Genomic DNA, 25,011 nt, shown 5'->3' on the forward strand with positions numbered 1-25,011 from the left:
CGCGGAGGGTGCGCCATCGAACCGAGCGGGCGCGCGTCGTCTGGACTGAGGCGCGCAGCGACCGGAGCGACGAGGGAAGACGGCGCGTTGGGCGCACGCTCCCGCGCTCGCGGAGCGAGCGCCATCGAACAGAGCGGGCGCGCGTCGTCTGGACTGAGGCGCGCAGCGACCGGAGCGACGAGGGAAGACGGCGCGTTGGGCGCCCGCTCCCGCGCTCGCGGAGCGAGCGCCATCGAACAGAGCGGGCGCGCGTCGTCTGGACTGAGGCGCGCAGCGACCGGAGCGACGAGGGAGGACGGCGCGTGGAGCGCCCGCTCACCGCACGACCGGAGGGAGCGCGAATAGATGGGGACCTTCGTCGGGATGCCGGCGTTCCCGGAGGCGGCGTCGCGGGCGGTGGGCGACGCGCAGCTGCGGCACAACCTGCGCAAGGCCACGCACACGATCCGGGCGAAGCGCGCCGCCGTCGTCAGCGAGCAGCCCGACTGGGCGGAGCTGCGCGCGGCGGGCGCCGCGATCAAGGACCGTACGCTCCGGCACCTCGACGTGTACCTGGAGCGGCTGGAGTCCGCCGTCACGGCGGCCGGTGGTCACGTGCACTGGGCCGAGGACGCCGCCGAGGCGAACCGGATCGTGGTCGACCTGGTGAAGGCGACCGGCGAGACCGAGGTCGTCAAGGTCAAGTCGATGGCCACCCAGGAGATCGACCTGAACACCGCGCTGGACGCCGTCGGCATCCGCGCGTACGAGACCGACCTCGCCGAGCTCATCGTCCAGCTCGGCGACGACCTGCCCTCGCACATCCTCGTCCCGGCGATCCACCGCAACCGCGCGGAGATCCGCGAGATCTTCACCGGCCGCATGGCCTCCTGGGGCCGTCCCGCGCCGGAGAACCTCCAGGACGACCCGCGCGCCCTCGCCGAAGCGGCCCGCCTTCACCTGCGCGAACGTTTCCTGTCCGCCAAGGTCGGCATCTCCGGCGCCAACTTCGCCGTCGCCGAGACCGGCACCCTCGTCGTCCTGGAGTCCGAGGGCAACGGCCGGATGTGCCTGACCCTGCCCGAGACCCTCATCTCCGTGGTCGGCATCGAGAAGATCGTGCCGACCTGGAGGGACCTCGAGGTGTTCATGCAGCTGCTCCCGCGCTCCTCGACCGGGGAGCGGATGAACCCGTACACCTCGATGTGGACCGGCGCGACCGAGGGCCAGGAGTTCCACCTCGTCCTCCTCGACAACGGCCGCACGTCCGTGCTGGCCGACCAGGTCGGCCGCCAGGCGCTGCGCTGCATCCGCTGCTCCGCCTGCCTGAACGTCTGCCCCGTCTACGAGCGCGCAGGCGGCCACGCGTACGGTTCGGTGTACCCGGGGCCGATCGGCGCGATCCTGACCCCGCAGCTGCACGGCCTCACCGGCCCGCTCGAGGAGTCGCTGCCGTACGCCTCGACGCTCTGCGGCGCCTGCTACGAGGTCTGCCCGGTCGCGATCAACATCCCCGAAGTCCTCCTCGACCTGCGCGCCAAGGCGGTCACGAAGGGGCATCGCGTCGAGCGTCTGGCGATGGGCGCCGCCCGCCGCGTCCTGGACAACCCGAAGTGGCTCGCGGTGGCGCAGCGCTCCGCCGGCCGCCTGCGCCGCTGGACCCCGCGCCGCCTGCCGGGCCCGCTCTCGGCCTGGTCCGACACCCGCGAGGTCCCCGTACCGCCCCGCGAGTCCTTCCGCGACTGGTGGACCCGACGACCGAAGCCCGAGGGAGAGCGATGAGTTCCCGGGACCGCATTCTGGCTCGCGTACGGTCGGCGCTCGCCGACGTCCCGCGTACGGAACAGCCGGAGGACGTCGAGGTGCCCCGCGCCTACGACCGGAGCCGCTCCGGCCCGGACGTCGTCGAGCTCCTGGTCGACCGCCTCGTCGACTACAAGGCGATCGTCCACGAGGTCACCGACATGGAGGCGGCGGTCGCGGACGCCCTGCGCCGACGCGAGGCCCGCCGGGTGGCCGCACCGCCGGGCGTCCCCGCCGCGTGGCTCGGCGACGCCGAGGCCGTCCGCGACGACCCCGCCCTGGCCGCCACGGACCTGGACGGCCTCGACGGCGTCGTGACCGGCTGCGCGGTCGCCATCGCCGAGACCGGCACGATCGTCCTCGACGCCACCGATGACCAGGGCCGCCGCGCGCTCACCCTGATACCCGACTACCACCTGTGCGTCGTACGGGAGGACCAGATCGTCCGCACGGTGCCGGAGGCCCTCGAACGCCTCGACCCGGCCCGCCCTCAGACCTGGATCAGCGGCCCTTCGGCGACGAGCGACATCGAACTCAACCGAGTGGAGGGCGTCCACGGCCCCCGCACGTTGGAGGTCCTCATCGTTCGTGCCGTCAGCGATCGCTGAGGTAAGAACAGCAGCGCTCACCGGGGATCATTGGTCATCGCACCCGGCCGGAAAGTCCGTCGCCCTCCTTGGACCCGGTTGTCGCAACGACCACCGGCCAAGTCAGGGGCAACGGACTTTCGCGCGGGAGGCAGGGTCAGCTCTTGGCGGCGACTATTTCCCAGTGGCCGGCCTTCTTGACGCTGGTCCAGGAGCTGGCCAGTGGTGCGGTGTGGTAAGTGTTGTCGGCCGGGTCCCACCAGAGGATCTTCGGGTTGGAGCCCGTCGTGTAGCCGCGGACGACCATAAAGTGGCCTTCCTTGTCGTTGAAGTGGCCGCCCCACGGCTTGTAGCCGACATAGACCCGGAAAATGACGGCGACCTTCTTGGTGCCGACCGCGGACTTGATGCTGTTGTAGAACGCGCTCTGCGACCCGGGGCTCAGGGGGACCACGTCGTAGCTTCCGGACCCGTAAGTAAGAAGGGCTTTACGCAGACCGTTACGGAGGCCGCCGGCACTCGTCCCGGACGGGGATTTGGTGCCCATCCACTTCGCGAGCGTCTTCTGGCTGGGCAGCCCCTTGGTGATGAGGCGGGAGAGCAGGGCGCGCCCGGCCGCGGGTGCGCACCAGAAGTTCGTCTGCTGCTCCTGGGCCTTGATGGAGATGGACTTGGTCGCCGTGATCTCGACCTGGGGAGCCGGGGCGGCGACGGAGGCCACCGGGGCGGCAGGAGCGGCATGGGCTGGGGCGGTGGCGAGTAGCGGCATCGTCACGGCGACCGCGCCGACGAGCGCTGCGATTCGGGGGGAATGGCTCATGGCTGGGGATTATGTCGGTTTGTTGCCGGGTGGCCCCAGGGTCCGTGGCCCTAATTCATAGGGGTTTATTAGTACTGGAGGACTAAGTAGCTGATGCGCCTAAAACGCCGCCGATTTGAGGTTCGGGTCTGCCGCGATTATCTGCAAGGGCCGCCACGCTGCGGAAATGCGGCATCAGGCTCCTCGAAGAGCACCGCAGCGTGGCCACCCGCTTCGACGAATTCGCCCGCGCCGACGGAACTCGCCGCACCGGTTCAGGCGGTGGTGCAGACGGTGCCGTTGAGGGTGAACACCGACGGGAGGACGTTCGGGCCGCTGTAGGCGGCGACGAAGCCGATGCTCGTGCTCGCTCCGGCGGCGAGTTTCCCGCCCATGTCGAGGCTGGTGGCCTTGACGTCTCGGCCGGTCTGGGTCCAGGTGGCGTTCCAGCCGCTGCTCATCTGCTGCCAGCCGGTCGGCCACGTGAAATTGAGGGTCCAGCCGTCGATGGCGTCGGGCCCGTTGTTGGTGATGTCGATGTTGGCGACGTAGCCGTTGCCCCAGTCACCGTTGTCGGCGAAGCGGACGGTGCAGGCGCTCGTGGCCGGGCTGCCGGTGGCGAAGGTGAGCGGCGGTGAGGCCTGCGAGACGTTGCCGGCGGTGTCGCGGGCCAGCACGTTCACCGTGTACCGGGTGCCGGGAGTGAGGTTGTGCACCGTGAGGGAGGTGTCCGTCGTCTCGCCGAGCTCCTCGCTGGCCGCGCCCGCCTGCCGGTAGACCTCGTACTTGGCGATCGGGCGGCCGCCCGGTGCGGCCGCCGGCCAGGAGAGCGTGGCGGTCCGGTCGGTGACCGCCGAGGCGGTGGGCCGGCCGGGGGCCGCGGGTGCTCCGGTGGGCGTGCTCGCCGGGTGCAGCACGATCGTGGTCAGCGAGTACGGGGGCAGCGTCCGGCTCGTCGCGTCACCGTCGTGCGTGGAGGTGACGGAAGTGCCGCCGTTGACGTACGAGTAGGCGGTGGGCGCGCCGTCAGCCGGGGTGAAACCGGTGTAGTCGATGGTGACCGGGTGCGCGTTGTCCGGGTCCTTGTTCACCAGCAGCACCGCGAGGTCCCCGTCCGGGCGGCGTACCGCGTGCGCGGTGACCAGCGCCTGGTCCGTGCCCGCCCGGACGAACCGGTCGCCGGGGCGGGCGAAGGCGTTCATCATCGACAGGCCGTGGTACGGTGTGAACGGCGTGTTGAGCGCCGGCTCGCAGGTCTTGCCGTCGGACGTGCAGCCGGCGCTGGACAGCATGCCCATGTCGCCGTAGTCGGTCTGGCCGGCCACCGTGGAGACCGTGCCGATGCCGTTGTGCACGTTCCACCAGTTCACCGTGAAGACGCCGTTCTCCAGCAGCCCGCTGTAGGCGTCGGCGAGGAAGAGAGCGGCCGGCTGGGTGTCCTCGCCCACGCCGACGTTGGTCTCGGTGAGGCTGATGCCGATCCGGTCGGCGTCCGCGCCCGCGTACTGGGAGATCTGGCGGCGGGCCAGGTAGACGGCGTCCTCGATCTGTTCCGGCTTGGTCAGCGCCTCGGCGGCCGTGCCGCCGCCCGGATACCAGTGCACGTCCACGAAATCGATCTTCGATCCGGCGATCGACAGCACGGTCTTGTTCCACGACGCGGAGTCGCCGGTGGCGGTGATCGCGTCGGGCCAGTTCCCCGGCATGGTGAGCACCGCGCCGACCTTGATCGTGGGGTCGACCGCCTTCATCGCGTCGGCGTACGCGACGACGCCGTTGGCGTACGCCGTCGGGCTCTTGTCGGCGTGGTCGTCGGCCTCCCAGTTCGACCCGTAGTGGCCGTTGCCGTAGTTCTCGTTGCCGATCGTCCAGTACTTGGCGCCGTAGCCCTTCGTCACGTTGGCGTACCGCACCCAGTCCGTGGCCTCGTCGGGCGTGCCCGTGCCGTAGTTGGCGATGATCATCGGCTGCGCGCCGACCCGTCGTACGGAGCCCATGAAGGTGTCGAAGTCGGTGTTCGGCGCGACGTAGCCGCCCGGCGCGGTGTTGGTCTTCCAGTGGAAGATGTCACCGTACGAGCCGCCCGGATACCGGATCATCCCCACTCCGGCCCCCTTCAGCAGGTCGGACACCGCGGGAGTGCCGAGTTCGGCGTCCCAGACCGCGTCGTTGACGCCGAGAGCGGTGCCGGGCATCGTCGCCAGACCGCCACGGGCGTTCACGGAGACCTTCACGGGTGTGGCGTCCGCGCCGGCGTCCGGCGCACCGGGCCCGGTAAGGGAGACGGCCGCGGCGAGCGCGGCCACCGTCGCGGACAGGACGGGGCGCAGGCGAAGCCTCATCGGGGGTCCAATCACCGGTGATCAAAGTGGCCTCATGCTCAGATCCGGCCCCGGGGCTGTCAACGGACCTCTGCGGCGGGTGGACCGGCGGGTCCCCCGGGTGAGGGCCGTCCGGCCTGGTCCGGGGCGCGGACCGACCCCGGAGAGGGCAGGGCGGCATGGTCCGCCGGACGTGAAACTTTCGCGCGGGACACCAGGTGGCGGACCCCTCTCCACGCGCGGCGTTGACCGGCCCGGCGGACGGTTCTTAGCGTTCGGCGGGTCCGGGTACCCGGCGAATCCGTACCGCACAGGGCCGTCCCACCCAGCCCGCCGCACCGTGAGGAGGACCGACGCGGTCATGAAGCTGAGGACGAGGATTCTGGCGACACTGCTCGCCGTGGTGCTGGCAGCGGCCGGCGGATTCGCGTCGGCGCGCCGCGCGTCGGCCGCGTCGCTGACCGAGGTGACCGGCTTCGGCACCAACCCGACCGGCCTGCGCATGTACGAGTACGTGCCGGCCAGTGCGACGGCGCACCCGGCCATCCTCGTGGCCGTGCACTACTGCACCGGATCGGCCTCGGCGATGTACTCGGGTACGGAGTACGCCTCCCTGGCGGACCGGTACGGCTTCATCGTCGTCTACCCGGAGGCGACGCGGGACGGCCACTGCTTCGACGTGTCGACGCCGGGTGCCCTGAAACACAACGGCACCAGCGACCCGGCCGGCATCGTGTCGATGGTCCAGTGGGAGGAGCAGCACCGGAACGCCGACGCGAGCCGGGTGTACGTCACGGGCATCTCCTCCGGCGCGATGATGACCAACGTGCTGCTCGGCGACTACCCGGACGTGTTCAAGGCCGGCGCGGCGTTCGCCGGGGTGCCGTTCGCCTGCTTCGCCACCACGGACGGGTCGCTGTGGAACAGCGCCTGCGCGAACGGCACCGTGACCAAGACCCCGCAGCAGTGGGGTGACCTGGCCCGCGGCGCGTACCTGGGCTACACCGGGCCCCGCCCGCGCATGCAGCTCTGGCACGGCACGAACGACACCACGCTCTACTACGCGAACTTCGGCGAAGAGATCAAGCAGTGGACCAACGTGCTCGGCGTGAGCCAGACGCCGAGCTACACCGATCACCCGCAGTCGACGTGGACCCGCACCCGCTACGGCGGCACGGACACCACCGCGCCTGTCGAGGCGATCAGCATCCAGGGCGGCAGCCACAACATCTACGGCTCGGGCATGGGCGAGCTCGCCCTGCGGTTCATGGGCCTGATCGGCGACACGTCGACTCCGCCTCCCGGCGGCGGGACAGGTGCCTGCCGGGTCAGCGCCACGGTCAACGCCTGGAACACCGGCCTGACCGAGAGCGTCACCATCACCAACACCGGCACGTCGCCGATCAACGGCTGGTCCCTGGCCTTCGCCCTCCCGAGCGGCCAGACCTTCACGTCCGGCTGGAACGCGACCTTCACCTCCTCCGGAGGCCAGGTCACCGCCACCAACGCCTCCTACAACGGATCCCTGGCCGCCGGCGCGTCGACGAGCATCGGTTTCCAGGCCACCCACTCCGGCAACACCGCGACGCCGTCGGCCTTCACCCTGAACGGAACCGCCTGCACGGTCGCCTGACCGCGGACCCGCAACCGATCCCCGGCGTTCCAGCCTGCGCCGAGGGTCGGCTCAGTCCCACCAGAACGACCACGACTCCTCGTCGACGAGACCGTCGGCGTAGATCTCGAAGTCGCCGCAGCCCTGCCAGATGTTGTCGGGGCAGAAGGCGAGGTGCTCGGTCGCGACCTGGTGGGCGTGCTCCTCCGTCTCGGGCGGCGCGGCCACGGAGACCTGGAGCGTGTCGAAACCGACGGACACCACCCGGGCGCCGAACCGCTCCTCCCAGGAGCGAAGGATCGCCGAGATCTCCTGGGTGTGGTTGGTGTGGTTCAGCGGCCCGGTCCAGCCGCACAGCGTCACCGTGTCCGCTCCGCGCGCGGCGGGCACCAGGCCGAGCAGCCAGTGGCGGGACGAGCCGAGGCACGCCGCGAACTCGGCCGCCACCGTGTCCGGGTCCCGATCCGGCTCTCCCGGCGGTGCCAGACCGGGCCAGGGACCGGACGGCTCCGGATCTTCGTCGCCTTCGGCGGGCTCGGGGACGACCGAGTCCCAGAACCGGCGCAGCACACCTTCGGCAGCCAGCATGTCGATGGCGCTGACCGGCAGTGGAGGGTCGAGCTCGCCGTCGTGCCACGGCCGGCCGGGCTCGCCCCGGAGCGTGTCGAGGAGCAGAGGGCAGAGGCCGGTCCGCTTGTGGAGGGCGAACAGCCGGGCCCACTGCCGCCCGGCGTCGGGCAGCGGCTCATCGGAGACCCAGAGGACGGGGTCGGCCCTCCGGCTCTGCTCCGGCGTTATCAGGCGGCCGGGCGGCAGCCCATCGGGCAGGACGTCGAACAGTGAATCACGGCGCACGCCCCGAAACTAGCGGCCGGGTCGGACATTCTTCAGAGCGGGAAGTGCCACCTTCAGGGCCGGAAGAATCGCGGCCCTTGCGTAACTCGGCGCGTTCGTCGTCGTCGGTTTCCGTTACGGGCTCGGGTCTGGAATGGCGTGGGATAGGGCCTACGGTCATGGCCGAAATTGATCCCTGAGTCCCTGTCGCGCCGGATCGCAGAGTGAAACGCTCCCTCCGAGCTAGACCCCTTCCACTCCCTTTCCAAGGAGGAAACGTGGCGCGTGCTACTCGTGTCGCTTCCGTCCTGATCGCCACCGGTGTCGCGGCGACGGCCGTCCCGTCGGTGGCCGTCGCCGCTCCCCAGAAGGCGGCGCCGTCAACGGCTCAGCAGGCCTCCGCCACCAGTGGTCACCACTGGAAGCTGCTCGCGGAGCCGCCGTCGGACGTCTCGGCGGCGGCCCACTACTGGAAGACCATGTCCATCAAGGGTCAGAAGCAGAAGAAGGGCAACTGGTGCGGCCCGGCCGCGGCCGCCTCGGCGCTGACCTACCAGACGGACGTCAAGGTCACCTCGAGCACGCAGAGCTATCTCGCGAACAAGATGGGCACCAACAAGATCGGCTTTACCTCGCCGATCGCGATGGGCCGCGAGATGACCAACTACATCAACAAGGCGTGGCACAAGAAGGGCACGAAGTACAAGGCGTACCGGAGCATTAAGAACGCGAACCTCTGGAACGGGGTGCGCGGTGCCTACTTCTACGGCAACGGGCCGGTCGTCATCACCGTCTATTCCAAGAAGAGCTGGTACCCGAAGGCGCCGAAGCTCGAGGCCCACTACGTGGTCATCTACGGCTTCGACGACACCACGCGCTGGGACCAGTCGACCTACCTGATCTGGGACCCCGCGCACGGCAAGCGCCAGCTCAAGGCGACCCAGTGGCAGAAGATCGCCTACGCCGGTCAGTTCGTCGTCGCGTGGGAGGGCGTCTTCTGACGCGCGGCTGATTGCGGGGAGGCGGACCTGGGGCCGCCTCCCCGTTGGTGTCTCAGAACTCCGGCTCACACTTCCACGCTGCCGTCTCAGAACACCGGCTCGCCGTCTCAGGGCAGTGGGGGAGCCTTGCGGGCGGAACCGCGATAGGTCTCGGCGTCATAGCGCCGCTCGTTCTCGTCGAGCTTGGCGCGGGCGGCCTGGAGCAGATCGACGCCCAGCACATCGGCCAGCCGGATCAGGTACAGCGCGACATCGGCCAGTTCCGAACGGACCCGCCCGGCCGTCTCGGGGTCACGCATCACCTGTGCCGACTCTTCCGGAGTCAGCCACTGCAGTTCGGCGAGCAGCTCGCCGGTCTCACCGGCCAGGGCCATCGCGAGGTTCTTCGGGGTGTGGAACTGCTCCCACTCCCGGGCGGCGGCGAAATCCCGCAGCCGGACCGCCAGCTCTTCCAGTGCCGTCGTCACGAGCCCACCGTACGGGGCGGACGGCCGCCTTCCCGCCGCAGCGAGCACCGCGCCTCCGATGGAGTGCTGATCCGCCGACGGCGGCGAAGCCGACATGCTTCGGGCATGCTCCAGGCCGGGGAACGTCAGGGCCGGCCGCTGACGTCCAACGAGTGTCCGGTGACATTCCGGAGTCGTCGGCTGCCGCCGGGTGGGTAGGGAACCGACGGGTCCCCAAGACGGTGAGGTGGACCATGCGGCTGACGCTGGTCGATGAGCTGCTTCTGCTGACGCGCAGGGAGCAGGATGGCCGGTCGTTGATCGGGGCGACCGAGCTGGACTGCGGCGTGGCCGGTGCGCTGCTGGCCGAGCTGGCGCTCGCGGAACGCGTGCAGCTCGTGGACGGCCGGATCGCGGTCGTCGACCCGTCTCCCTTGGGCGATCCCGACCTCGACGCCCTCCTGGAACGCATCGCGGCCGACGGCCGGCCGCGCAAGGCGGACCGCTGGGTGAGCAGGATGCGCCGGGACACCATCCGGAAGCGCCGCCTGGCCCGGCTCGCCGCGATGGGCGTGCTGGAGGCGCGCGAGCACAAGGTGCTGGGCCTCTTCCCGTACACGGACTACACGGTGCGCGACCCGAGCCACCGGCAGGAGCTGCACGCCCGGCTCGAAGCCATACTGAACGGCGCCCCGTCCGACGACCGGTCGAGCGCCCTGCTCGCCATCGCCCACGCCTGCCGCCTGGACCGGAAGGCCTTCCCCGAGGTCGACGGCAAAGTCCGGCGCCGGCGCGTCAAGGAGATCACCGAGGACGAGTGGGCCGGCCGCGCGGTCGCGAAGGTCATCGCGTCGATCCAGGCGGGCGTCCAGGCCGCGGCGACGGCCGCCGTGATCGGGGGCAGTGCGGGCTCCTCCAGCAGTTGAGCGCCCCCAGAAGGCCGATGCGGCGACGGCCGTCTGTCGGCACGGCGGACGCGTCCGCCGCCGTGATCGGGGGCAGCGCGGGCTCCTCCGGCAGTTGAGCGCCCCCAGAAAGTCGATGCGGTGGCGCCCGCCTGCCGGCGAGACCTCGGGCGGGTCCGCGCCCCCGCCGTAGGAGCCGGATCGGCGGTGCGCCGGCCTCGCGACCGTACGAGTGGCGTGGAAGGGCCGGTCCTGGGCCGGGCAGCCGGGGCAGACTGAGTCTCATGGGAGAGCTCGCCGAGTTGCGGGCCGCGGAATGGCGGCGGTTGCTGGCCGCGGCGCGCCGCCGGCTGGAGAAGACCGGCGGCGAGCCGGTCGGCTCGATCGGGCTCACCGACCCCTCTGAGGCCGAGTGCCGGATCGTCGACCGGATCACGGGGCGGTACCACGGCGGGCGACGGGCCCGGCGCGTCACCGCCTCGCTGGGCGAACTCGACCGTATGCTGCGCCGGACGTACGGCGTCGGGCTGCTCGCCGCGCTCGCGCGGATCGACGCGCCGGAACGCCCGGTGGGGCCGGCGGCGGCGCTGCAGGGCGCGCTGCGGGGCCGGCACGCGGACGAGGGGTGGTATTCGGCGTGGCTCGGCCAGATGTCGCGGGACGGCACCGTCAGCCGGCTCGTGAGCCAGGGGCAGGGCGATCTGCTGGCCCGCGCCGCGGCCGTCCTGGACCGGCTGCCGGCGAACGACGTGCCGCTGCCCGTGCTCGCGGAGTGGGCGACGGGGGACGCCACGGCCCTGTACGCCACGCCACTGGCCGACCTGGTGTTGCGGGCCCTCCGGTTGTGGCAGGGGGCGGCGCCGCCGTCCGGTCGTGCGACCGAGCGGAGGATCTGGAATGACGCGGGTGTCGTCGTGGACGATCTGACGAGCCAGGTCCTGGTGCTGAACCTGCGGGTGGCCGAGGACCACATGGTCGCCCGGTGGCTGGGGGAGGCGGCGTCGGCCGGCCTACCGGTCCGGGTCACGCTGCAGCAGCTGATGAGCGGTCCGCTGACACCCCAGGGGCGTGAGGTGTTCGTCTGCCAGAGCACGGCGGTGGTCCGGGCGGCGGCCGCGCGGCTGGGCGCGGAGTGCGCCCCGCTCGTCTGTACCGAGGGCAGGGTGTCGGTCGCCTGCCGCCGTGTCCTGACCGCCGCGGCGGATGCGGGCGCCCGCATCCGGTGGCACGGCGACTTCGACTGGGCGGCCCTGCGCATGACGGCCGGGGCCGTTCACCGGTACGGCGCGGTGCCGTGGCGGATGGGCGCCGAGGACTATCTGGAGGCCGTGCGGGCGGGGAGTGACCCGCTGAGCGGCGTACGGGTGGCCGCCCCGTGGGACGAGCGGCTCGCTGCGGAGATGGCCGGGGCAGGACGCGCGGTCCGCGAGGAGCGTCTCCTGCCGCTTCTCATCGAGGATCTGGCGACCCGCGCCTGACCCACCGGCAGGCCGCAGCGACCCGCGCGTGACCACCGGGAGGCCGCGGCGTTCCGGTCGACGCTGGACGTCCGGATCCGGCCAGGTCGGCGGGTGACGGATCCGTTGCCGTTACACGCTGCCGCGAGAAAACGGCGGCGCGTCAGTGGGTCTGGAGTCCCGATTCAAATGAGGACCGCAGGATCTAGTGGGCCACGGCCGGAAAATCGCATCCTTGAGCAGGGTCTTCGGCCACGGCTGAAAGACAGGGGGCCGCGCCGGTCCGGCGGCGCGGCCCTCGCCTCCCCTCCCAAGCTCGTACCGAGGCTAGGACGCGCCCTCGTCGAGAGAGCCCTCCCAGGCCCAGGCCAGAGCGCGGGGCAGACCCCAGTGCCCGAGCGGCGTGAGGCGCCGGTGCTCGTCGAGCGCCCCGACCGCCTCCCACACCGGCACGATCAGCTCGAACCCCTGCTCGACCGGTTCGCGATCGTCCGGGTCGTAGGAGCCCTCGATCTCCGCGCAGGTGTCCGCGTAGTCGAACAGGTCCGCCGGCCAGGCACGGGCGCCGACACCGGCCCTGGCGAGGCCGATGACGGCGCCCGCCCAGTCGGCGTGCTGCAGGGTCATCAGCGCGCTCTCCTCGTGGGTGCCCAGCCCGGACTCGCCGTTCATGGCGATCAGCGCTCCGGTGGCCTGGAGCCACAGGACCGCGTCGTCCTGGGGCGGGCCGGCGCGCCAGCCGGCGGCCGCCGCGAGGTGGCGGTACGGCCAGTCGCGCAGCTTGCCGCGGATGCGCTCGGCGGCGGGGCGCAGTTCCTCGCCCGGAGCGGTGGTGCTCACCACCTCGGGCAGCGCCTCCCGCAGCAGCCCCACCGCCGCGCGGTCGGCCTCCTGCCACTCTTGCAGGAACTCGTCCGCGTCGAACTCGAGGAGGTCGTCGTAGCCCTCCACTTCGCTCGTCGGGAGCCGTGTGACGTTGTCGTCCTTGTCGCTCACGTCACGACTGTACTGGCGTTCGCGAGGTGCTGATCGCCGGTTACGGGCATAGGCGGGTGGTGGACTCCCCGCCTCACGAACCCGGTCGGAGAAGTGGGAAGGGGATCGTCTCGCGAATGTTGCGGCCGGTCAGCGTGATGAGCAGGCGGTCGACGCCCATGCCCATGCCTCCTGCCGGGGGCATGCCGTACTCGAGGGCGCGCAGGAAGTCCTCGTCGAGGTCCATCGCCTCCGGGTCGCCGCCGGCGGCCAGCAGCGACTGCTCGGTGAGGTTGCGGCGCTGGATGATCGGGTCGATGAGCTCGGAGTACGCGGTCCCGAGCTCGAGGCCGAAGACGATCAGGTCCCACTTCTCGGCGAGCCGTGGATCGCCCCGGTGCGGGCGCGTGAGCGGGGAGGTGGCGGCCGGGTAGTCGCGGACGAAGGTCGGCGCCTGCAGGGTGTGCTCCACCAGCGCCTCGAAGAGCTCCTGGACGAGCTTGCCCTGCTCCCACGACGGGTCGTACGCCAGGCCGACCCGGTCGGCGTGCTTCTGCACCGTGCGCAGCGACGTGCCCGCCGTCACCTGCTCACCGAGCGCCTCGGATACCGAGCCGTAGACGGTGACCTCCCGCCACGGCTCGGCGAAGTCGTACTCGACGCCGTCGCGGACGACGACGGTCGTGCCGAGCGCGGCGCGGGCCGACTCGGTGACGAGGTCGCGGGTGAGGGCGGCCATGGTGTCGTAGTCGCCGTACGGCTCGTACGCCTCCAGCATCGTGAACTCGGGGTTGTGCCGGGGGGAGACGCCCTCGTTGCGGAAGTTGCGGTTGAGCTCGAACACCTTGCCGGCGCCGCCCACGAGCAGGCGCTTGAGGTAGAGCTCGGGCGCGATCCGCAGGTAGAGGTCCATGTTGTAGGCGTTCATCTTGGTGGTGAACGGCCGGGCCGCCGCGCCGCCGTGCACCGGCTGCAGCATCGGCGTCTCCACCTCGAGGAACCCGCGGTGGCGCAGGCCGTCGCGCAGGGCCGTGATGACCTCCCCGCGCATGCGCAGCATCCGCCGGCTCTCGCTGTTGACGATCAGGTCGACGTACCGTTGCCGGACCCGCGTTTCGTCGGACAGGGCCGCCTTGCCGGGCGCGCTGAAGCCCGTCGGGAGGGGGCGCAGGCACTTGGCGGTGAGGGTCCAGGAGGAGGCCAGCACGGACAGCTCGCCGGTGCGGGAGGTGATGACCTCGCCGCGCACCCCGACCTGGTCGCCCAGGTCGACCAGCTGCTTCCAGTGCCGCAGCGCCTCCGTGTCGACGGCGTCGGCCGAGAGCATCACCTGCAGGTCGCCGGTCTCGTCGCGCAGCTCGGCGAAGATCAGCTTCCCGTGTTCGCGGGCCAGCATGACCCGGCCGGCGATCGCCACCTCCTCGCCGGTGTGCGTGTCGGGGGCGAGGCCGTCGAACCGCTCCCGGACCTCGGCGGCGGTCGCCGTACGCTCGAAGCCCAGCGGATAGGGGTCGATGCCGGCCGCGCGCAGGCGCTCGAGCTTGGCGTGGCGCACCCGCTCCTGCTCCGACAGGCGCCGGGTCGGCATGCGGGCTGCGTCGGCGGACTCCTCGATCGCCTTGATCCGGTCCACCAGCGCGGGGGACGGCGTCGACGTGTCGAGGTAGGAGCCGAACATCGTCGGCAGGAAGCCCTCCGCGCGGGCCATGGACAGGCCGATCCGCACCAGCTCGCGGTTCTGCTCGAAGCACACGAAGCGCGGCGTCCACACCGGGTTGTACTTGGCGTTCGCCAGGAAGAGCGACTCCAGCTGCCAGAACTTCGAGGCGAAAGACAGCAGCCGGTAGGCGATCCGGGCCACGGGGCCGGCGCCGATCGCCGAGCCGCGCTCGAACACCGACCGCAGCATGGCGAAGTTCAGGGAGACCCGGGTGACGCCGACGACGGCGGCGTTCTCGGCCAGCTTGGCGACCATGAACTCGTTCAGGCCGTTCTCGGCGTCGCGGTCGCGCCGCATGAGGTCCAAGGACAGGCCGGGACGTCCCCAGGGCACGAAGCTCAGCAGCCCGCGCCGGCGTCCCGCCGCGTCGAACGCCTCGACCATCACGCAGCGCTGGTCGGTCGGGTCGCCCAGGCGGCCGAGCGCCATGGAGAAGCCCCGCTCGGTGTGCCCGTCGCGCCAGCGGTCGCCGTCGGCGATCAGCTCGGCCATCTCCTCGGGGCTGATCGCGCCGTGGCGGCGGATCCGGACGGTGTAGCCGGCGCGCTCGACGCGGCGGACGGCCTGCCGCACCTGCCGCATGTCGCGGCCCTCGAGGTTGAAATCCCGCAGGTCGAGGATGGCCTCGTCGCCGAGTTCGAGGGCGTCCAGGCCACAGCGGCCATACGCGGCGGCGGCGCGTTCGCTCGCGCCGATCACGCCGGGGATCCAGGCGTGCGCCCGGCACTCGCGGAGCCATTCCTTGATGGCGACGTCCCAGGCCTCAGGGTCGCCGAGCGGGTCGCCGCTGGCCAGGGACACCGAGCCTTCGACGCGGTAGGAGATGGCGGCCCGGCCGTTAGGGGAGAAGATGATGTCCTTGTCGCGGCGGAGCGCGAAGTAGCCCAGGGAGTCCTGCTCGCCCCACTCGGCCAGGAGGGCGCGCGCGGGCAGCTCCTCGTCGGGCGTGAGCACGGCGAGTCGCCGTCCCGGCCGGAACAGCGCCCACACGGTGATCACGAGCAGGCCGCTGCCGCCCACGCCGAGGATGCCGTCGACCCAGCCGGGCACGTCGACGTAGAGCTCGCGGCCGCTGACTCCCGCGCCGAGGAGCGTCTGTAGCCCGGTGTAGACCACGTGGGTCCACTCCGCGCCACGGGGGTCGCGGTCGGTGAGGAAGACGAGGATGGTGCCGATGACGCCGTCGACGATCAGCAGCCCGGTGAACACCAGGAGGGCGAGGCGGCGGTTGGCGCGGTCCGGCAGCGCGGAGAACTGCCCGCGCGCGGCGATCAGCAGCGCCACCACGCCGCCGAAGGCGACGGCCGTGGCGAGCTCGCCCCCGCCGCCGGCGATCCCGGCCAGTGCCCAGACCCCGAAGAACAGCAGGAAGAACACGACGCTGATCCGCCAGGCCGCCTTCTTACGCCGGCGCACGCCCACGGACAGCAGGATGAGCAGCAGCCCGTACGGGAGGCTGGAGTACCAGCCGAAGTAGTTGATGGAGCGCAGCACCCAGATGCCGGACATCCACTGGATCAGGCCGGAGGACAGCCACGCGAGAACGGACAAAACGCCCGAAACCCGGAGATACCAGAAGAGGGCGGTGGGCACGGCTTCGATGACCCGCTGCCGGGCGCTGGGCGCGGCCTCGCCGACCCGCTGCCACGCCTCGGTCACCTTCGTCATCATCTCGCCCCCGTCATCTTGCCGCACATTCTTTCTTTGTACCGGGGATTAGGTGAGCGTCACGCCAAATGAACGCTCCTCCTGTCGGTATCGTGCATGGACTATGCCGGAAAAACCCCTTCTTGCCCAGCGTTACCGCCTGCTCACCGAAGTGGGGCGCGGTGGCATGGGGACGGTCTGGCACGCCCGAGATGAAGCACTAGGCCGCGACGTTGCCGTCAAAGAAGTGATCCTCCCGCACGGGTTCTCCGACGAGGAGCGGGAGATCCAGCACAAGCGGACCTTCCGCGAGGCGCGCACCGCCGCCCGGCTCAGCCATCCCGGCGTCGTGACCGTCTACGACGTCGTCGAAGAGGACGGGCGTCCCTGGATCGTGATGGAGCTGATCCGGGCCCGCTCGCTCGAGCAGATGATCAAGCAGGACGGCCCGCTCACCCCGCGCCGCGCCGCCGAGATCGGCCGGCAGATGCTGAGCGCGCTGATGACCGCCCACGAGGCGGGCATCCTGCACCGCGACGTCAAGCCCAGCAACGTGCTGGTGTCCGACGCGCGCTCGATCCGCGCCGTGCTCACCGACTTCGGCATCGCGCGGGCCCAGAGCGACGCGACGCTCACCCAGACCGGCATGCTGATCGGCTCCCCGGCCTACATCGCGCCCGAACGCGCCCGCGGCCGCGCGGCGGTGTCCGCCTCCGACCTGTGGTCGCTCGGCGCGACCCTGTTCGCGGCCGTCGAGGGCAAGTCGCCGTTCGAGCGGACGGAGGCGATGGCGAGCCTGGTGGCCGTGCTCACCGAGGAGCCCGCGCCGGCCCCGCACGCCGGACCCCTGGCCCCCGTGATCGCGGGTCTGCTCCGCAAGGACCCGAACACGCGGATGACCGCGACCGAGGTCGGGGTCATGCTCGACCGGATCCTCATGAACAACGCGAGCGCGACGCAGGTGCTGGGAGCGGTCGACATCGAGCCCGATGCGTCCCGGACGGAGCCTGACGAGCCGTTGGACATGCCCTCGGACATGCCGGTCACGGGTCAGGTCATGACGCCACCGGAGCCCGAGGAGACCGCGACCGACGACGCGCGGCCGGTCTGGCTCTCGGGCCGGAACGGCAATCTGGCCATAGCCGTCGTCCTCGTGGTGATCGTGATAGGTCTGATCATCCTTACCCTTGTGCTCTGAGAGCACCAATCGATTCCGAACCGTCATCATCGATCGGTATCGTCCTCTGCTATGCCATTGGGGGAGGGTTCCGTTCTCGGCCGTCGCTACCGTCTGCTCTCGCAGATCGGAAGAGGCGGCATGGGCACGGTCTGGCGCGCTCACGACGATCTCCTCGCGCGCGACGTCGCGGTCAAGGAGGTCCTGTTCCCGCCCGGGCTCAGCGACGACGAGCACAAGGTGATGTACGAGCGCACGCTCCGGGAGGCGCGGTCGGCCGCACGGCTCAACCATCCGGGCATCGTCACGGTGCACGACGTCGTCGAGGAGGACGGCCGGCCGTGCATCGTCATGGAGTTCGTCCGGTCGCGCTCCCTGCAGGACCTCATCGACGAGGACGGCAGGCTCTCGCCGATCCAGGTCGCCGAGATCGGCGGCAAGGTGCTGGCGGCCCTGCGCACGGCGCACGACGCGGGCATCACCCACCGCGACGTCAAGCCGGCCAACGTGCTGCTCGCCGGGGACCCGGGAGATCCGATCACCCGCACCACCCGCGTGGTCATCACCGACTTCGGCATCGCCACCATGGAGGGTGACTCGACGCTCACCCAGGCCGGCCTGATCATGGGGTCGCCGGCCTACATCGCGCCCGAGCGGGCCCGGGGCGAGAAGACCTCACCGGCCTCGGACCTGTGGTCGCTCGGCGCGACGCTGTACGCCGCGGTCGAGGGGCGCTCGCCGCACCACCGGCCCGAGGCGATGGCGGCGCTGCACTCGATCATCTCCGAGGAGGCGCCGCAGCCGCGCTACGCCGGCCCGCTCACGTCGGTGCTCATGGGCCTGCTCGCGAAGGACCCGGCTCAGCGCCTGACGGCCGACCAGGCCGCGGAGGGGCTGACCCACGCCGCCCACAGCACCCGGCCGCTGCCGGCCCCGGGCACGACCGATGGCGATGACCAGGGGCCCGCCTCAGGTCAGGACCGGGAGGAGCCGGGCCCATCGGCCGCTGGGTCCCGACCGCACGAGCCGATGGCCGCCGGGTCCCAGCGACCGTACGAGCCGACGGCCGCCGGATCTCGGCCGCCGTACGAGCCAACGGCCGCCGGGCCCCGGCCGCCGTACGAGCCGTCGGCCTCGGAGCCCTGGCCGCCGTACGAAGCGTCGGCCGCCCTGGCTGAGCCCGGCTCGCGAGGGTACGACCCGACGATGCGGCACCCGGATCGCTCCAGCGGCGGCCACCAGGACCCGACCGGGGCGGTGCCGGCTCCACGGAGCCCGGGCGGCGCCTCGAACGTCGCGGAGGCCCCGCAGGACGAGTCATGGGTGCGCGTCTACGATCGGCCCACGGAGGGCGTGGCCCAGGACGGGCCGAAGCGGTCGAACACGCGGGTGGTGGTGCTGGCCCTGGTGACCGTGCTGGTCGTCGGGGGAGCCGTCATCGCGTGGATGGAGTTGCACGCCAAGTCCTCCGGCAGGACGGCCGCATCCGGCAGCCCGAATCCGAGCTCGACCCCGCCGCAGAAGTCCTCGCCATCTCCGTCGACGACACCCAGGCCTACCGTCCCCGCCGGCTTCAAGCTGGCCAAGACCCAGGACGGAGCGACGCTGGCGGTGCCCAAGGGGTGGCAGCACAAGACCAACAGCCCGCAGTCCGAGCTCTGGATCGACCAGGCCACGGGGAGCCGCATCCAGGTGGACACGATCCCCTGGGGCACGTCCGACCCGGTGGACCACTGGATGAGGTGGGGCAAGGAGGCGCCGAAGAACCTCCCAGGGTTCCAGTGGGTCGACCCGCCCCACTCCGTGACGCAGCGCGGTTGGAATGCGGGCGACGTCGAGTACAGCTGGGACTCCGGCAGCCACGGGAGGCTGTACGCCATCGACCGGGGCTTCACCGCCGCCAACGGCACCCAGTACGCCATCATGTCCGCCGACGGCGACCACTCCACCGCCGGCGCCCGCTTCAGCAAAGCGTTCAAGTCCTTCCAGCCGGCATCCCGGTGACGCATACCCGGTGGGTGTCGGCGGCCGGGGGCGCCATTTTCCTCACAATGAGTAATCGATCAACACTCTCTGTCACGATGTAAGGCGCAGGTGAGGCGACAGACTCGTGAAGGGAGCTCCCGTGCAATCGACTGTGCGGGCGGCCTATCCGGCGGACCGCACCGCCGTGGCGCAGGCGCGCCGGTTCGTCCGGGACACGCTTCTCGCGTGGGGGGCCGAGGACGCGATCGACGACGCGGTACTGCTGACGAGCGAATTGGCGACCAACGCCGTCACGCACGCGGGCACTCCGTTCGAGGTGATCTGCCGGGTGAACGGCTCGTCGGTCCAGGTGGAGGTGACCGACCGGAACCCCGCCAGGGCGCTGCCCGCGCCACAGGAGGGCTGCGACCTCAGCGTCAGCGGCCGCGGGCTGCTGATGCCCGTCCTGCTGGCCGCCGCCTGGGGGGTGTCGTACGCGGCGGAGTCCAAGACGGTCTGGTTCCGCCTCCCCACTCTGGCGGCGTCGAACTGGACGGCGGTGGCCTGCCGGTGCGCGTCGCCAGTGGAGTGACGAGGCACCGGGTGCCAGGGCGCGTACGGCCGCGACCGAGATCCACCGAACGCCCCCTAGTCGAGCCACCCGGGCTTGACCAGGCCCGTCTCGTACGCCATCACGACGAGTTGCGCGCGGTCGCGCGCGTGCAGCTTGACCATGGTGCGGCTCACGTGCGTCTTGGCGGTGGCGGGGCTCACGACGAGACGCTCGGCGATCTCCTCGTTGGACAGGCCCTCGGCCACCAGCGCCATGACCTCGCGCTCCCGGTCGGTCAGGCCGCGCAGTTCCACCGCGGACCGCGGCTTCTTCGCCTTGGCGGCGAACTCCGCGATGAGGCGCCGGGTCACGCTCGGCGACAGCAGGGCGTCGCCGGAGGCCACCTCGCGTACGCCGCGGATCAGGTCGGTGGGCTCGGTGTCCTTGACCAGGAAGCCGCTGGCCCCGCCGCGCAGCGCCTCGAAGACGTACTCGTCGAGTTCGAACGTCGTGAGGATCACGACCCGGGTGTCCGAGAGCCGGTCGTCGCCGACGATCTCCCGCGTGGCGGCGAGACCGTCGAGCACGGGCATCCGGATGTCCATCAGCACGACGTCGGGGCGTTCCCGTCGGGTCAGGCGCACGGCTTCGGCGCCGTCGCCGGCCTCGGCGACGACCTCGACGTCCGGCTGGGCGTCGAGGAGGGCGCGGAATCCGGCCCGGACGAGGGCCTGGTCGTCGGCGAGGAGTACCCGGATCACTCGTGCTCCTTGTCCATGGCGGAGGTTCCCGCGGTCGTTCCGTCTACGGGCTCCGAGAGCCTTCCCTCTTCGGGCACCGGGAGCGTCGCGTGAACCCGGAATCCTCCGGTCCCCGGGCGCGGCCCCGCCACGATGTCCCCGCCGAGGGCGGCGACGCGTTCGCGCATGCCCGGGAGGCCGTCGCCGCCGCCGGGCAGGTCGCCGGGGGCGCCCCGGCCGTCGTCCTCGATCTCCAGCCGGAGCTCCCCGTCACCGTACGTGACCCGCACGGTGGCGGTCACCCCCGGCCCCGCGTGCCGGGTGACGTTCGTCAGCGCCTCCTGCACGATGCGGAACGCCGCCAGGTCGATCCCGGCGGGCAGCGGATACGGCCGCCCGTCCGTCCGGGTGTGCACGGTGATTCCCGCAGCCCGCGCGCGGGAGACGAGGTCGTCCAGCCGGGCCAGGCCCGCGGCCGGTGCTCTCGGCGCGTCCTCGTCCACCTGCCGCAGGACCCCGAGCACGGATCGGACCTCGCTCAGCGCCTCCTTGCTGGCCTCCTTGATCGCGGCCAGGGCCGTGCGCGCCTGCTCGGGGCGTTCGTCGATGAGGTGCAGGGCGACTCCCGCCTGGACGTTGATCATCGAGATGTTGTGCGCGAGCACGTCGTGGAGTTCACGCGCGATGCGCAGTCGTTCCTCGCTGGCCCGCCGGCGTTCCTCTTCCGCCCGGGTGCGCCGGGCCTCGGCCGCCCGTTCGCTGCGGATGCGCACCAGTTCGGCCCCGGTCAGGACCAGCAGCAGCCAGGTCAGCATGACGAGGGCGTGCGCGGCGGTCCACTCCTTGAGCCGGAATGGCCCGAACGGCACCAGGAAGCCCAGCGCGTTGAGCAGCGCGAACCCGGCGCCGGTGACGATCCAGGCGCCGGTCCGGCGCCCGGCGCTCACCGCCGCCACGATGGCGACCACGAGGCTGAGGAACACCGGCCCGAAGACGTACCCGCGCAGGACATAGCAGTCGGTGAGCGCCAGGACGACCGCGAGGGCGGTGACGGGCAGGCGCCGCCGCGCGAGGAGGGCGGCCGGCCCGGCGACGAGCAGGGCGTACCCCGGCGCGTCCAGCTGCACGGCCGGGTAGTTCATGTGCCGGTCGGCGCCCGTGGACCCCACCACCTGGATGAGGCCCACGAGCAGCGGGATCACGAACACCGGCAGTGCGCCGGGCCGCCATCGGGTCGTTGTACTCACACTCGGAGCGTAAGATGCGGGCGCCCGTCGGGACATCGGGTGGTGGTCGGCATCGCGTGTACGCCGGGAGGAGTACGCGTGCCGCCGTGAACCCTATGATTTACCGGCCGATAGCCCTCCAGCGTCGACACTGGGCGGATTCACGGCCGATTTAGGGTGCCAAGGCAACTTTTCCGGCACTCTAGGCATCTTGAGATAGAAGACGGTCGTTCGCAGTACCGTGTTCGGCTGAGTACGGCATCGAGCCATGCTGAGAACTTCCTTAACTTCGGGCCCGTTCGGTCAGTGGGCGCGCCGGATCTGAGAGGACACCAGTGGGACTGACGAGCGGGGGCTTCTTCGGTTTTCTGATCGTGGTGGCCGTGATCACGACGGCCGCGATCATCTGGTGGTGGCCGAAGTTCGCCGGATCCGGCATCGGCGCGTTCCTGGCCCGGATCGGGCTGTTCCTGACCGCCCAGGTCACGCTGATCATGGTGCTGCTCGCCGGGGTGAACAACTACTTCCTGTTCTACGCCTCGTGGTCCGACCTGATGGGCACGAACAACCAGGGCGTCAGTGTGCGGCCGAACAACGGCGGCACGGAGAGCAAGCCGCAGGGGACCGGACGGCCGCTGGCCCGCCAGGCGACGACCATCGGCCAGAAGAAGAAGGCGGACCCCGCCAAGGACGGCCAGATCGAGCAGGTCCAGATCAGGGGCGACCGCACCGGCCTGACCACTCAGGCGTACGTCTACCTGCCGCCGCAGTACTTCCAGAAGAAGTACGACAAGCGCCACTTCCCAGTGATGTACGACTTCACGGGCTTCCCGGGCGTCCCGGAGCAGCTCATCACCCGGCTGGGCGTCCCGGCGATCGCCACCAAGGAGATGAACTCCGGCAAGGTGCAGCCGATGGTGATCGTGATGATGCGCCCGTCGCCGACCTCGGTGATGCCGAGGGACACCGAGTGCACGGACGTTCCCGGCGGACCGCAGGTGCTGACGTTCTACTCCCAGGACGTGCCCGAAAGCATCATGTCGACGTACCGGGTGGCGGCCGGCTACCGCGGTTGGGGCGTGATGGGCGACTCGACCGGCGGCTACTGCGCGGTCAAGCTGGCCATGATGCGGTCCGACCGGTTCACCGCTGCGGTCTCGATGGCCGGCTACTTCTACCCGCGGCAGGACTGGCAGACCGGCGACCTGTACGGCGGCAGCAAGCAGGTGAAGTCGGACAACAGCCTGATCTGGCGGCTGCAGCACCTCCCGCCGCCGCCGATCTCCGTGCTCGTGACCTCGAGCCCGGACGGTGAGCGCGACTTCGGAGAGGCACGGAAGTTCCTCCAGGTGGCGGCCGCGCCCATGAGCACCGACAAGATCTTGGTCCCGGGCGGCGGGCACAACCCGCACACCTGGAAGCGGGTCACGCCGGGCGCCCTGGAGTGGTTGAGCACCCACCTGACCCACGAGGGCTCCTGATCCGACGGCCTTGACGCCCTCGGCGCTGGACACGCCCTAGCGGCGGGGCTTCGGCCGCCAGCGGATCGGCAGGTGCTTGATGCCGTTGTGGACGTTCGAGCGCAGCCGCCTGGCCTCGCCTGCCGGCTCGATGTCGTCGAAGCGGTCGAGGACGGCCGTGAACATCGCGCGCATCTGCATCCGGACCAGGTGCGCGCCGAGGCAGGCGCGCGGGCCGTGGCCGAGCGCGAGGTGGTCGTTCGGGGCGCGTGCCACGTCGAACCGGGTGGGCTCGCCGAACACCTCCTCGTCGCGGTTGGCCGATGAGACCCACACCACGAGCCGTTCGCCCTTGCGGACCGGGACGTTGCCGACGACGGTGTCGGCCGTGGCCGTACGCCCGACGCACATGACGGGGGACCACCACCGCAGCATCTCCTCGACGGCGGACTCGAGGAGGCTCGGATCGGCGTGCAGCCGCGCCGTCTCGGCCGGATTCTTCAGCAGGGCGACCATGCCGCCGGGCAGCCCGCCCTGCACGGCGTCGTCCCCGGCCGCGGCGAACAGCCGGAAGAGGCTCTCGAACTCCTCCACCGGGTCCGGGCCGGTCTTGCCGCCGGCCTGGTCGACGAGGGCGGTCATGAGGTCGTCGCCGGGATGCCGCCGCTTGTAGTCGGCGAGCTCACCGGCGTAGAGGCGCAGGTCGGGCAGTGCGGTCTCCGCCTCCGGGCCGGCCGGGTCGTGCGGCGCGGTCTTCACCTCGGAGTCGTGCGGCCGTGCGGCGACCGCCCGGCGGGCCATGCCGGTGGACGCCGCCGGGTCGAAGGGCGTCTCGGCGGCGTGTCCGGCCGGGTATCCGGCGACCGGACGATGGGTGGCGCGGGCGGACCAGTCGGCGAGCAGCCATCGGTCCGACTCGGGGATCCCGACGAGGTCGGCGAAGGCCAGCAGGGGCAGGTCCGCCGCGATCTCCGCGGCGAAGTCCGCCTCGCCCTTCTCGGCCACCGCGTCCACGAGGGCGTACGCCCGGGAGTCGATGCGTTCGGGCAGGCAGGCGATGGTGCGCGCGCCGAACGCCTTCGGGAGCCGCCTGCGGAGCCGTGACCGCGCGGGAGGATTCTCGGCCGGGGGCCGGCCGCGCCCGTGGCCGAGATCCTTGTCCGCCGCGCCGCGTACGGAGAAGAGCTTGGGGTTGCGGAGGACCTGGCACGCGTCGGCGTGCCGGAGCACCGCCCAGTACCCGGGCCCGGCCGGCCTGCCGTCGGCCGGTCTCTCCTCGATCCACGCGACCGGCGTCGAGCCCCGGAGCCGGGCCAGCGCGTCGTACGGCACGCCCCGCACGTAGGTGTCGGGGCTGGCGATGGTGTCGGTGTCGGAGACCGGCGTGGCGACTCGTCGTTGAGTCATGAGTTCCCCTCCCGCGTCTAAGGACCGTATCCCGCGCGTGTGCTCCACACCAAGGTCCGGTTCCGGCCGTCGGCCGGGTGACGGGAGCACGAAGGTCCGTTGACGGGCAGGGGCGGGATGCCCTGGCCCTCAGGCCGGGAAGGAAACCGGACTCCCCCAGGAGCGCCCAGCGGAGCCGGGGTGGTCCAAGAACGGAGTCCGCCAACATTCGCCATTCGCCTTACACCTTCACGTGGCATGTGTAATGTTGCGGTCATGCGGACGGCGTACAAGTGCCGGGCCTACCCGGACCCCGAACAAGTGGCGGTGTTCAACCGCACGTTCGGGTGTGTGCGCGTCGTGTGGAACATGACCCTGGCCGAACGGCACGCGGCGTACCACGAGCGGGGTGAGAAGA

The 25,011-nt window shown here is 71.2% G+C and carries 20 protein-coding genes; 11 read left to right on the forward strand and 9 right to left on the reverse strand.

All coding sequences use genetic code 11. The annotated features are described in order from the left end of the window. The first annotated feature begins 345 nt into the window (after window positions 1-345). Both AB0I04_RS52765 and AB0I04_RS52770 read left to right on the forward strand, forming a co-directional pair. On the forward strand, window positions 346-1,761 hold the full coding sequence (locus AB0I04_RS52765; RefSeq protein WP_360903797.1) for a lactate utilization protein B: 1,416 nt from the start codon (window positions 346-348) through the stop codon (window positions 1,759-1,761). Next, entirely contained in the window at window positions 1,758-2,390 is a 633-nt protein-coding gene (locus tag AB0I04_RS52770) for an LUD domain-containing protein (RefSeq protein WP_360903800.1), read from the forward strand. The genes AB0I04_RS52765 and AB0I04_RS52770 overlap by 4 nt, the downstream gene beginning before the upstream one ends. 136 nt (window positions 2,391-2,526) lie before the next feature. On the opposite strand, the gene AB0I04_RS52775 is transcribed toward AB0I04_RS52770, so the two are convergent. Further along, complete coding sequence (locus AB0I04_RS52775) at window positions 2,527-3,189, reverse strand: C39 family peptidase (protein ID WP_360903803.1); 663 nt, start codon at window positions 3,187-3,189, stop codon at window positions 2,527-2,529. Window positions 3,190-3,443: 254 nt separating this feature from the next. Then, complete coding sequence (locus AB0I04_RS52780; RefSeq protein ID WP_360903806.1) at window positions 3,444-5,510, reverse strand: cellulose binding domain-containing protein; 2,067 nt, start codon at window positions 5,508-5,510, stop codon at window positions 3,444-3,446. A 340-nt stretch (window positions 5,511-5,850) separates the two neighbouring features. On the opposite strand from AB0I04_RS52780, the gene AB0I04_RS52785 reads away from it, so the two are divergent. Continuing rightward, window positions 5,851-7,122: a PHB depolymerase family esterase gene (locus AB0I04_RS52785; protein WP_360903809.1), complete on the forward strand. Its 1,272-nt coding sequence runs from the start codon at window positions 5,851-5,853 to the stop codon at window positions 7,120-7,122. A gap of 51 nt (window positions 7,123-7,173) precedes the next feature. Here the strand turns inward: AB0I04_RS52785 and AB0I04_RS52790 are convergent, their stop codons facing one another. After that, a complete protein-coding gene (locus tag AB0I04_RS52790) occupies window positions 7,174-7,956 on the reverse strand; it encodes a DUF4253 domain-containing protein (RefSeq protein ID WP_360903812.1) in 783 nt (260 codons plus the stop codon). A gap of 257 nt (window positions 7,957-8,213) precedes the next feature. Here AB0I04_RS52790 and AB0I04_RS52795 point away from each other — a divergent pair, with 257 nt between their 5' ends. Next, complete coding sequence (locus AB0I04_RS52795; RefSeq protein ID WP_360903815.1) at window positions 8,214-8,936, forward strand: C39 family peptidase; 723 nt, start codon at window positions 8,214-8,216, stop codon at window positions 8,934-8,936. A 107-nt stretch (window positions 8,937-9,043) separates the two neighbouring features. Here the strand turns inward: AB0I04_RS52795 and AB0I04_RS52800 are convergent, their stop codons facing one another. Continuing rightward, a complete protein-coding gene (locus tag AB0I04_RS52800) occupies window positions 9,044-9,403 on the reverse strand; it encodes a nucleotide pyrophosphohydrolase (protein ID WP_360903818.1) in 360 nt (119 codons plus the stop codon). Window positions 9,404-9,636: 233 nt separating this feature from the next. Between AB0I04_RS52800 and AB0I04_RS52805 the strand changes: the two genes are divergently transcribed. Together AB0I04_RS52805 and AB0I04_RS52810 are read left to right on the forward strand one after the other, a co-directional pair. Beyond that, a complete protein-coding gene (locus AB0I04_RS52805) occupies window positions 9,637-10,308 on the forward strand; it encodes a GPP34 family phosphoprotein (protein WP_360903821.1) in 672 nt (223 codons plus the stop codon). A gap of 263 nt (window positions 10,309-10,571) precedes the next feature. Beyond that, the gene (locus AB0I04_RS52810) at window positions 10,572-11,765 is read left to right on the forward strand and encodes a TIGR02679 family protein (protein ID WP_360903824.1); all 1,194 of its coding nucleotides are present in this window, start codon (window positions 10,572-10,574) and stop codon (window positions 11,763-11,765) included. A gap of 306 nt (window positions 11,766-12,071) precedes the next feature. On the opposite strand, the gene AB0I04_RS52815 is transcribed toward AB0I04_RS52810, so the two are convergent. Next, entirely contained in the window at window positions 12,072-12,740 is a 669-nt protein-coding gene (locus tag AB0I04_RS52815; protein ID WP_360903827.1) for a hypothetical protein, read from the reverse strand. 73 nt (window positions 12,741-12,813) lie between these two features. Further along, window positions 12,814-16,110 carry a bifunctional lysylphosphatidylglycerol synthetase/lysine--tRNA ligase LysX gene (gene lysX, locus AB0I04_RS52820; protein WP_360903830.1) on the reverse strand — a complete coding sequence of 1,099 codons (3,297 nt, stop codon included), beginning with the start codon at window positions 16,108-16,110 and terminating at the stop codon, window positions 12,814-12,816. A 100-nt stretch (window positions 16,111-16,210) separates the two neighbouring features. Between lysX and AB0I04_RS52825 the strand changes: the two genes are divergently transcribed. The 3 genes from AB0I04_RS52825 (at window position 16,211) to AB0I04_RS52835 (ending at window position 19,820) form a co-directional block, all read left to right on the forward strand. Then, complete coding sequence (locus tag AB0I04_RS52825; RefSeq protein ID WP_360903833.1) at window positions 16,211-17,284, forward strand: serine/threonine-protein kinase; 1,074 nt, start codon at window positions 16,211-16,213, stop codon at window positions 17,282-17,284. 51 nt (window positions 17,285-17,335) lie between these two features. Then, window positions 17,336-19,267 (forward strand): protein kinase, encoded by a 1,932-nt coding sequence (locus AB0I04_RS52830; RefSeq protein WP_360903836.1) that lies wholly within the window; start codon window positions 17,336-17,338, stop codon window positions 19,265-19,267. Between the two features lie 121 nt (window positions 19,268-19,388). Next, on the forward strand, window positions 19,389-19,820 hold the full coding sequence (locus AB0I04_RS52835) for an ATP-binding protein (protein WP_360903839.1): 432 nt from the start codon (window positions 19,389-19,391) through the stop codon (window positions 19,818-19,820). Between the two features lie 56 nt (window positions 19,821-19,876). Here the strand turns inward: AB0I04_RS52835 and AB0I04_RS52840 are convergent, their stop codons facing one another. Together AB0I04_RS52840 and AB0I04_RS52845 are read right to left on the reverse strand one after the other, a co-directional pair. Next, window positions 19,877-20,542, reverse strand: coding sequence for a response regulator transcription factor (locus tag AB0I04_RS52840; RefSeq protein WP_360903842.1), 666 nt, complete (start codon window positions 20,540-20,542; stop codon window positions 19,877-19,879). After that, a complete protein-coding gene (locus tag AB0I04_RS52845; RefSeq protein ID WP_360903845.1) occupies window positions 20,539-21,768 on the reverse strand; it encodes a histidine kinase in 1,230 nt (409 codons plus the stop codon). Before AB0I04_RS52845 ends, AB0I04_RS52840 begins: the two co-directional genes overlap by 4 nt. Window positions 21,769-22,082: 314 nt before the next feature. On the opposite strand from AB0I04_RS52845, the gene AB0I04_RS52850 reads away from it, so the two are divergent. Then, on the forward strand, window positions 22,083-23,228 hold the full coding sequence (locus AB0I04_RS52850) for an alpha/beta hydrolase-fold protein (RefSeq protein WP_360903848.1): 1,146 nt from the start codon (window positions 22,083-22,085) through the stop codon (window positions 23,226-23,228). A gap of 36 nt (window positions 23,229-23,264) precedes the next feature. Here the strand turns inward: AB0I04_RS52850 and AB0I04_RS52855 are convergent, their stop codons facing one another. Beyond that, window positions 23,265-24,614, reverse strand: coding sequence for a cytochrome P450 (locus tag AB0I04_RS52855; protein ID WP_360903851.1), 1,350 nt, complete (start codon window positions 24,612-24,614; stop codon window positions 23,265-23,267). A 255-nt stretch (window positions 24,615-24,869) separates the two neighbouring features. On the opposite strand from AB0I04_RS52855, the gene AB0I04_RS52860 reads away from it, so the two are divergent. Beyond that, on the forward strand, window positions 24,870-25,011 hold a 142-nt coding region (locus tag AB0I04_RS52860), incomplete at its 3' end, for a helix-turn-helix domain-containing protein (RefSeq protein WP_360903854.1).

Source organism: Actinoallomurus sp. NPDC050550, from assembly GCF_040655075.1.
In the GTDB taxonomy this organism is placed as follows: Bacteria; Actinomycetota; Actinomycetes; order Streptosporangiales; family Streptosporangiaceae; genus Actinoallomurus.

Bases quoted from the DNA above. Each gene is read 5' to 3' on its own strand.
- AB0I04_RS52765 (WP_360903797.1), top strand. From the start codon at position 346: ATGGGGACCTTCGTCGGGATGCCGGCGTTCCCGGAGGCGGCGTCGCGG.
- AB0I04_RS52770 (WP_360903800.1), top strand. From the start codon at position 1,758: ATGAGTTCCCGGGACCGCATTCTGGCTCGCGTACGGTCGGCGCTCGCC.
- AB0I04_RS52775 (WP_360903803.1), bottom strand. From the start codon at position 3,189: ATGAGCCATTCCCCCCGAATCGCAGCGCTCGTCGGCGCGGTCGCCGTG.
- AB0I04_RS52780 (WP_360903806.1), bottom strand. From the start codon at position 5,510: ATGAGGCTTCGCCTGCGCCCCGTCCTGTCCGCGACGGTGGCCGCGCTC.
- AB0I04_RS52785 (WP_360903809.1), top strand. From the start codon at position 5,851: ATGAAGCTGAGGACGAGGATTCTGGCGACACTGCTCGCCGTGGTGCTG.
- AB0I04_RS52805 (WP_360903821.1), top strand. From the start codon at position 9,637: ATGCGGCTGACGCTGGTCGATGAGCTGCTTCTGCTGACGCGCAGGGAG.
- AB0I04_RS52810 (WP_360903824.1), top strand. From the start codon at position 10,572: ATGGGAGAGCTCGCCGAGTTGCGGGCCGCGGAATGGCGGCGGTTGCTG.
- lysX (WP_360903830.1), bottom strand. From the start codon at position 16,110: ATGATGACGAAGGTGACCGAGGCGTGGCAGCGGGTCGGCGAGGCCGCG.
- AB0I04_RS52825 (WP_360903833.1), top strand. From the start codon at position 16,211: ATGCCGGAAAAACCCCTTCTTGCCCAGCGTTACCGCCTGCTCACCGAA.
- AB0I04_RS52830 (WP_360903836.1), top strand. From the start codon at position 17,336: ATGCCATTGGGGGAGGGTTCCGTTCTCGGCCGTCGCTACCGTCTGCTC.
- AB0I04_RS52855 (WP_360903851.1), bottom strand. From the start codon at position 24,614: ATGACTCAACGACGAGTCGCCACGCCGGTCTCCGACACCGACACCATC.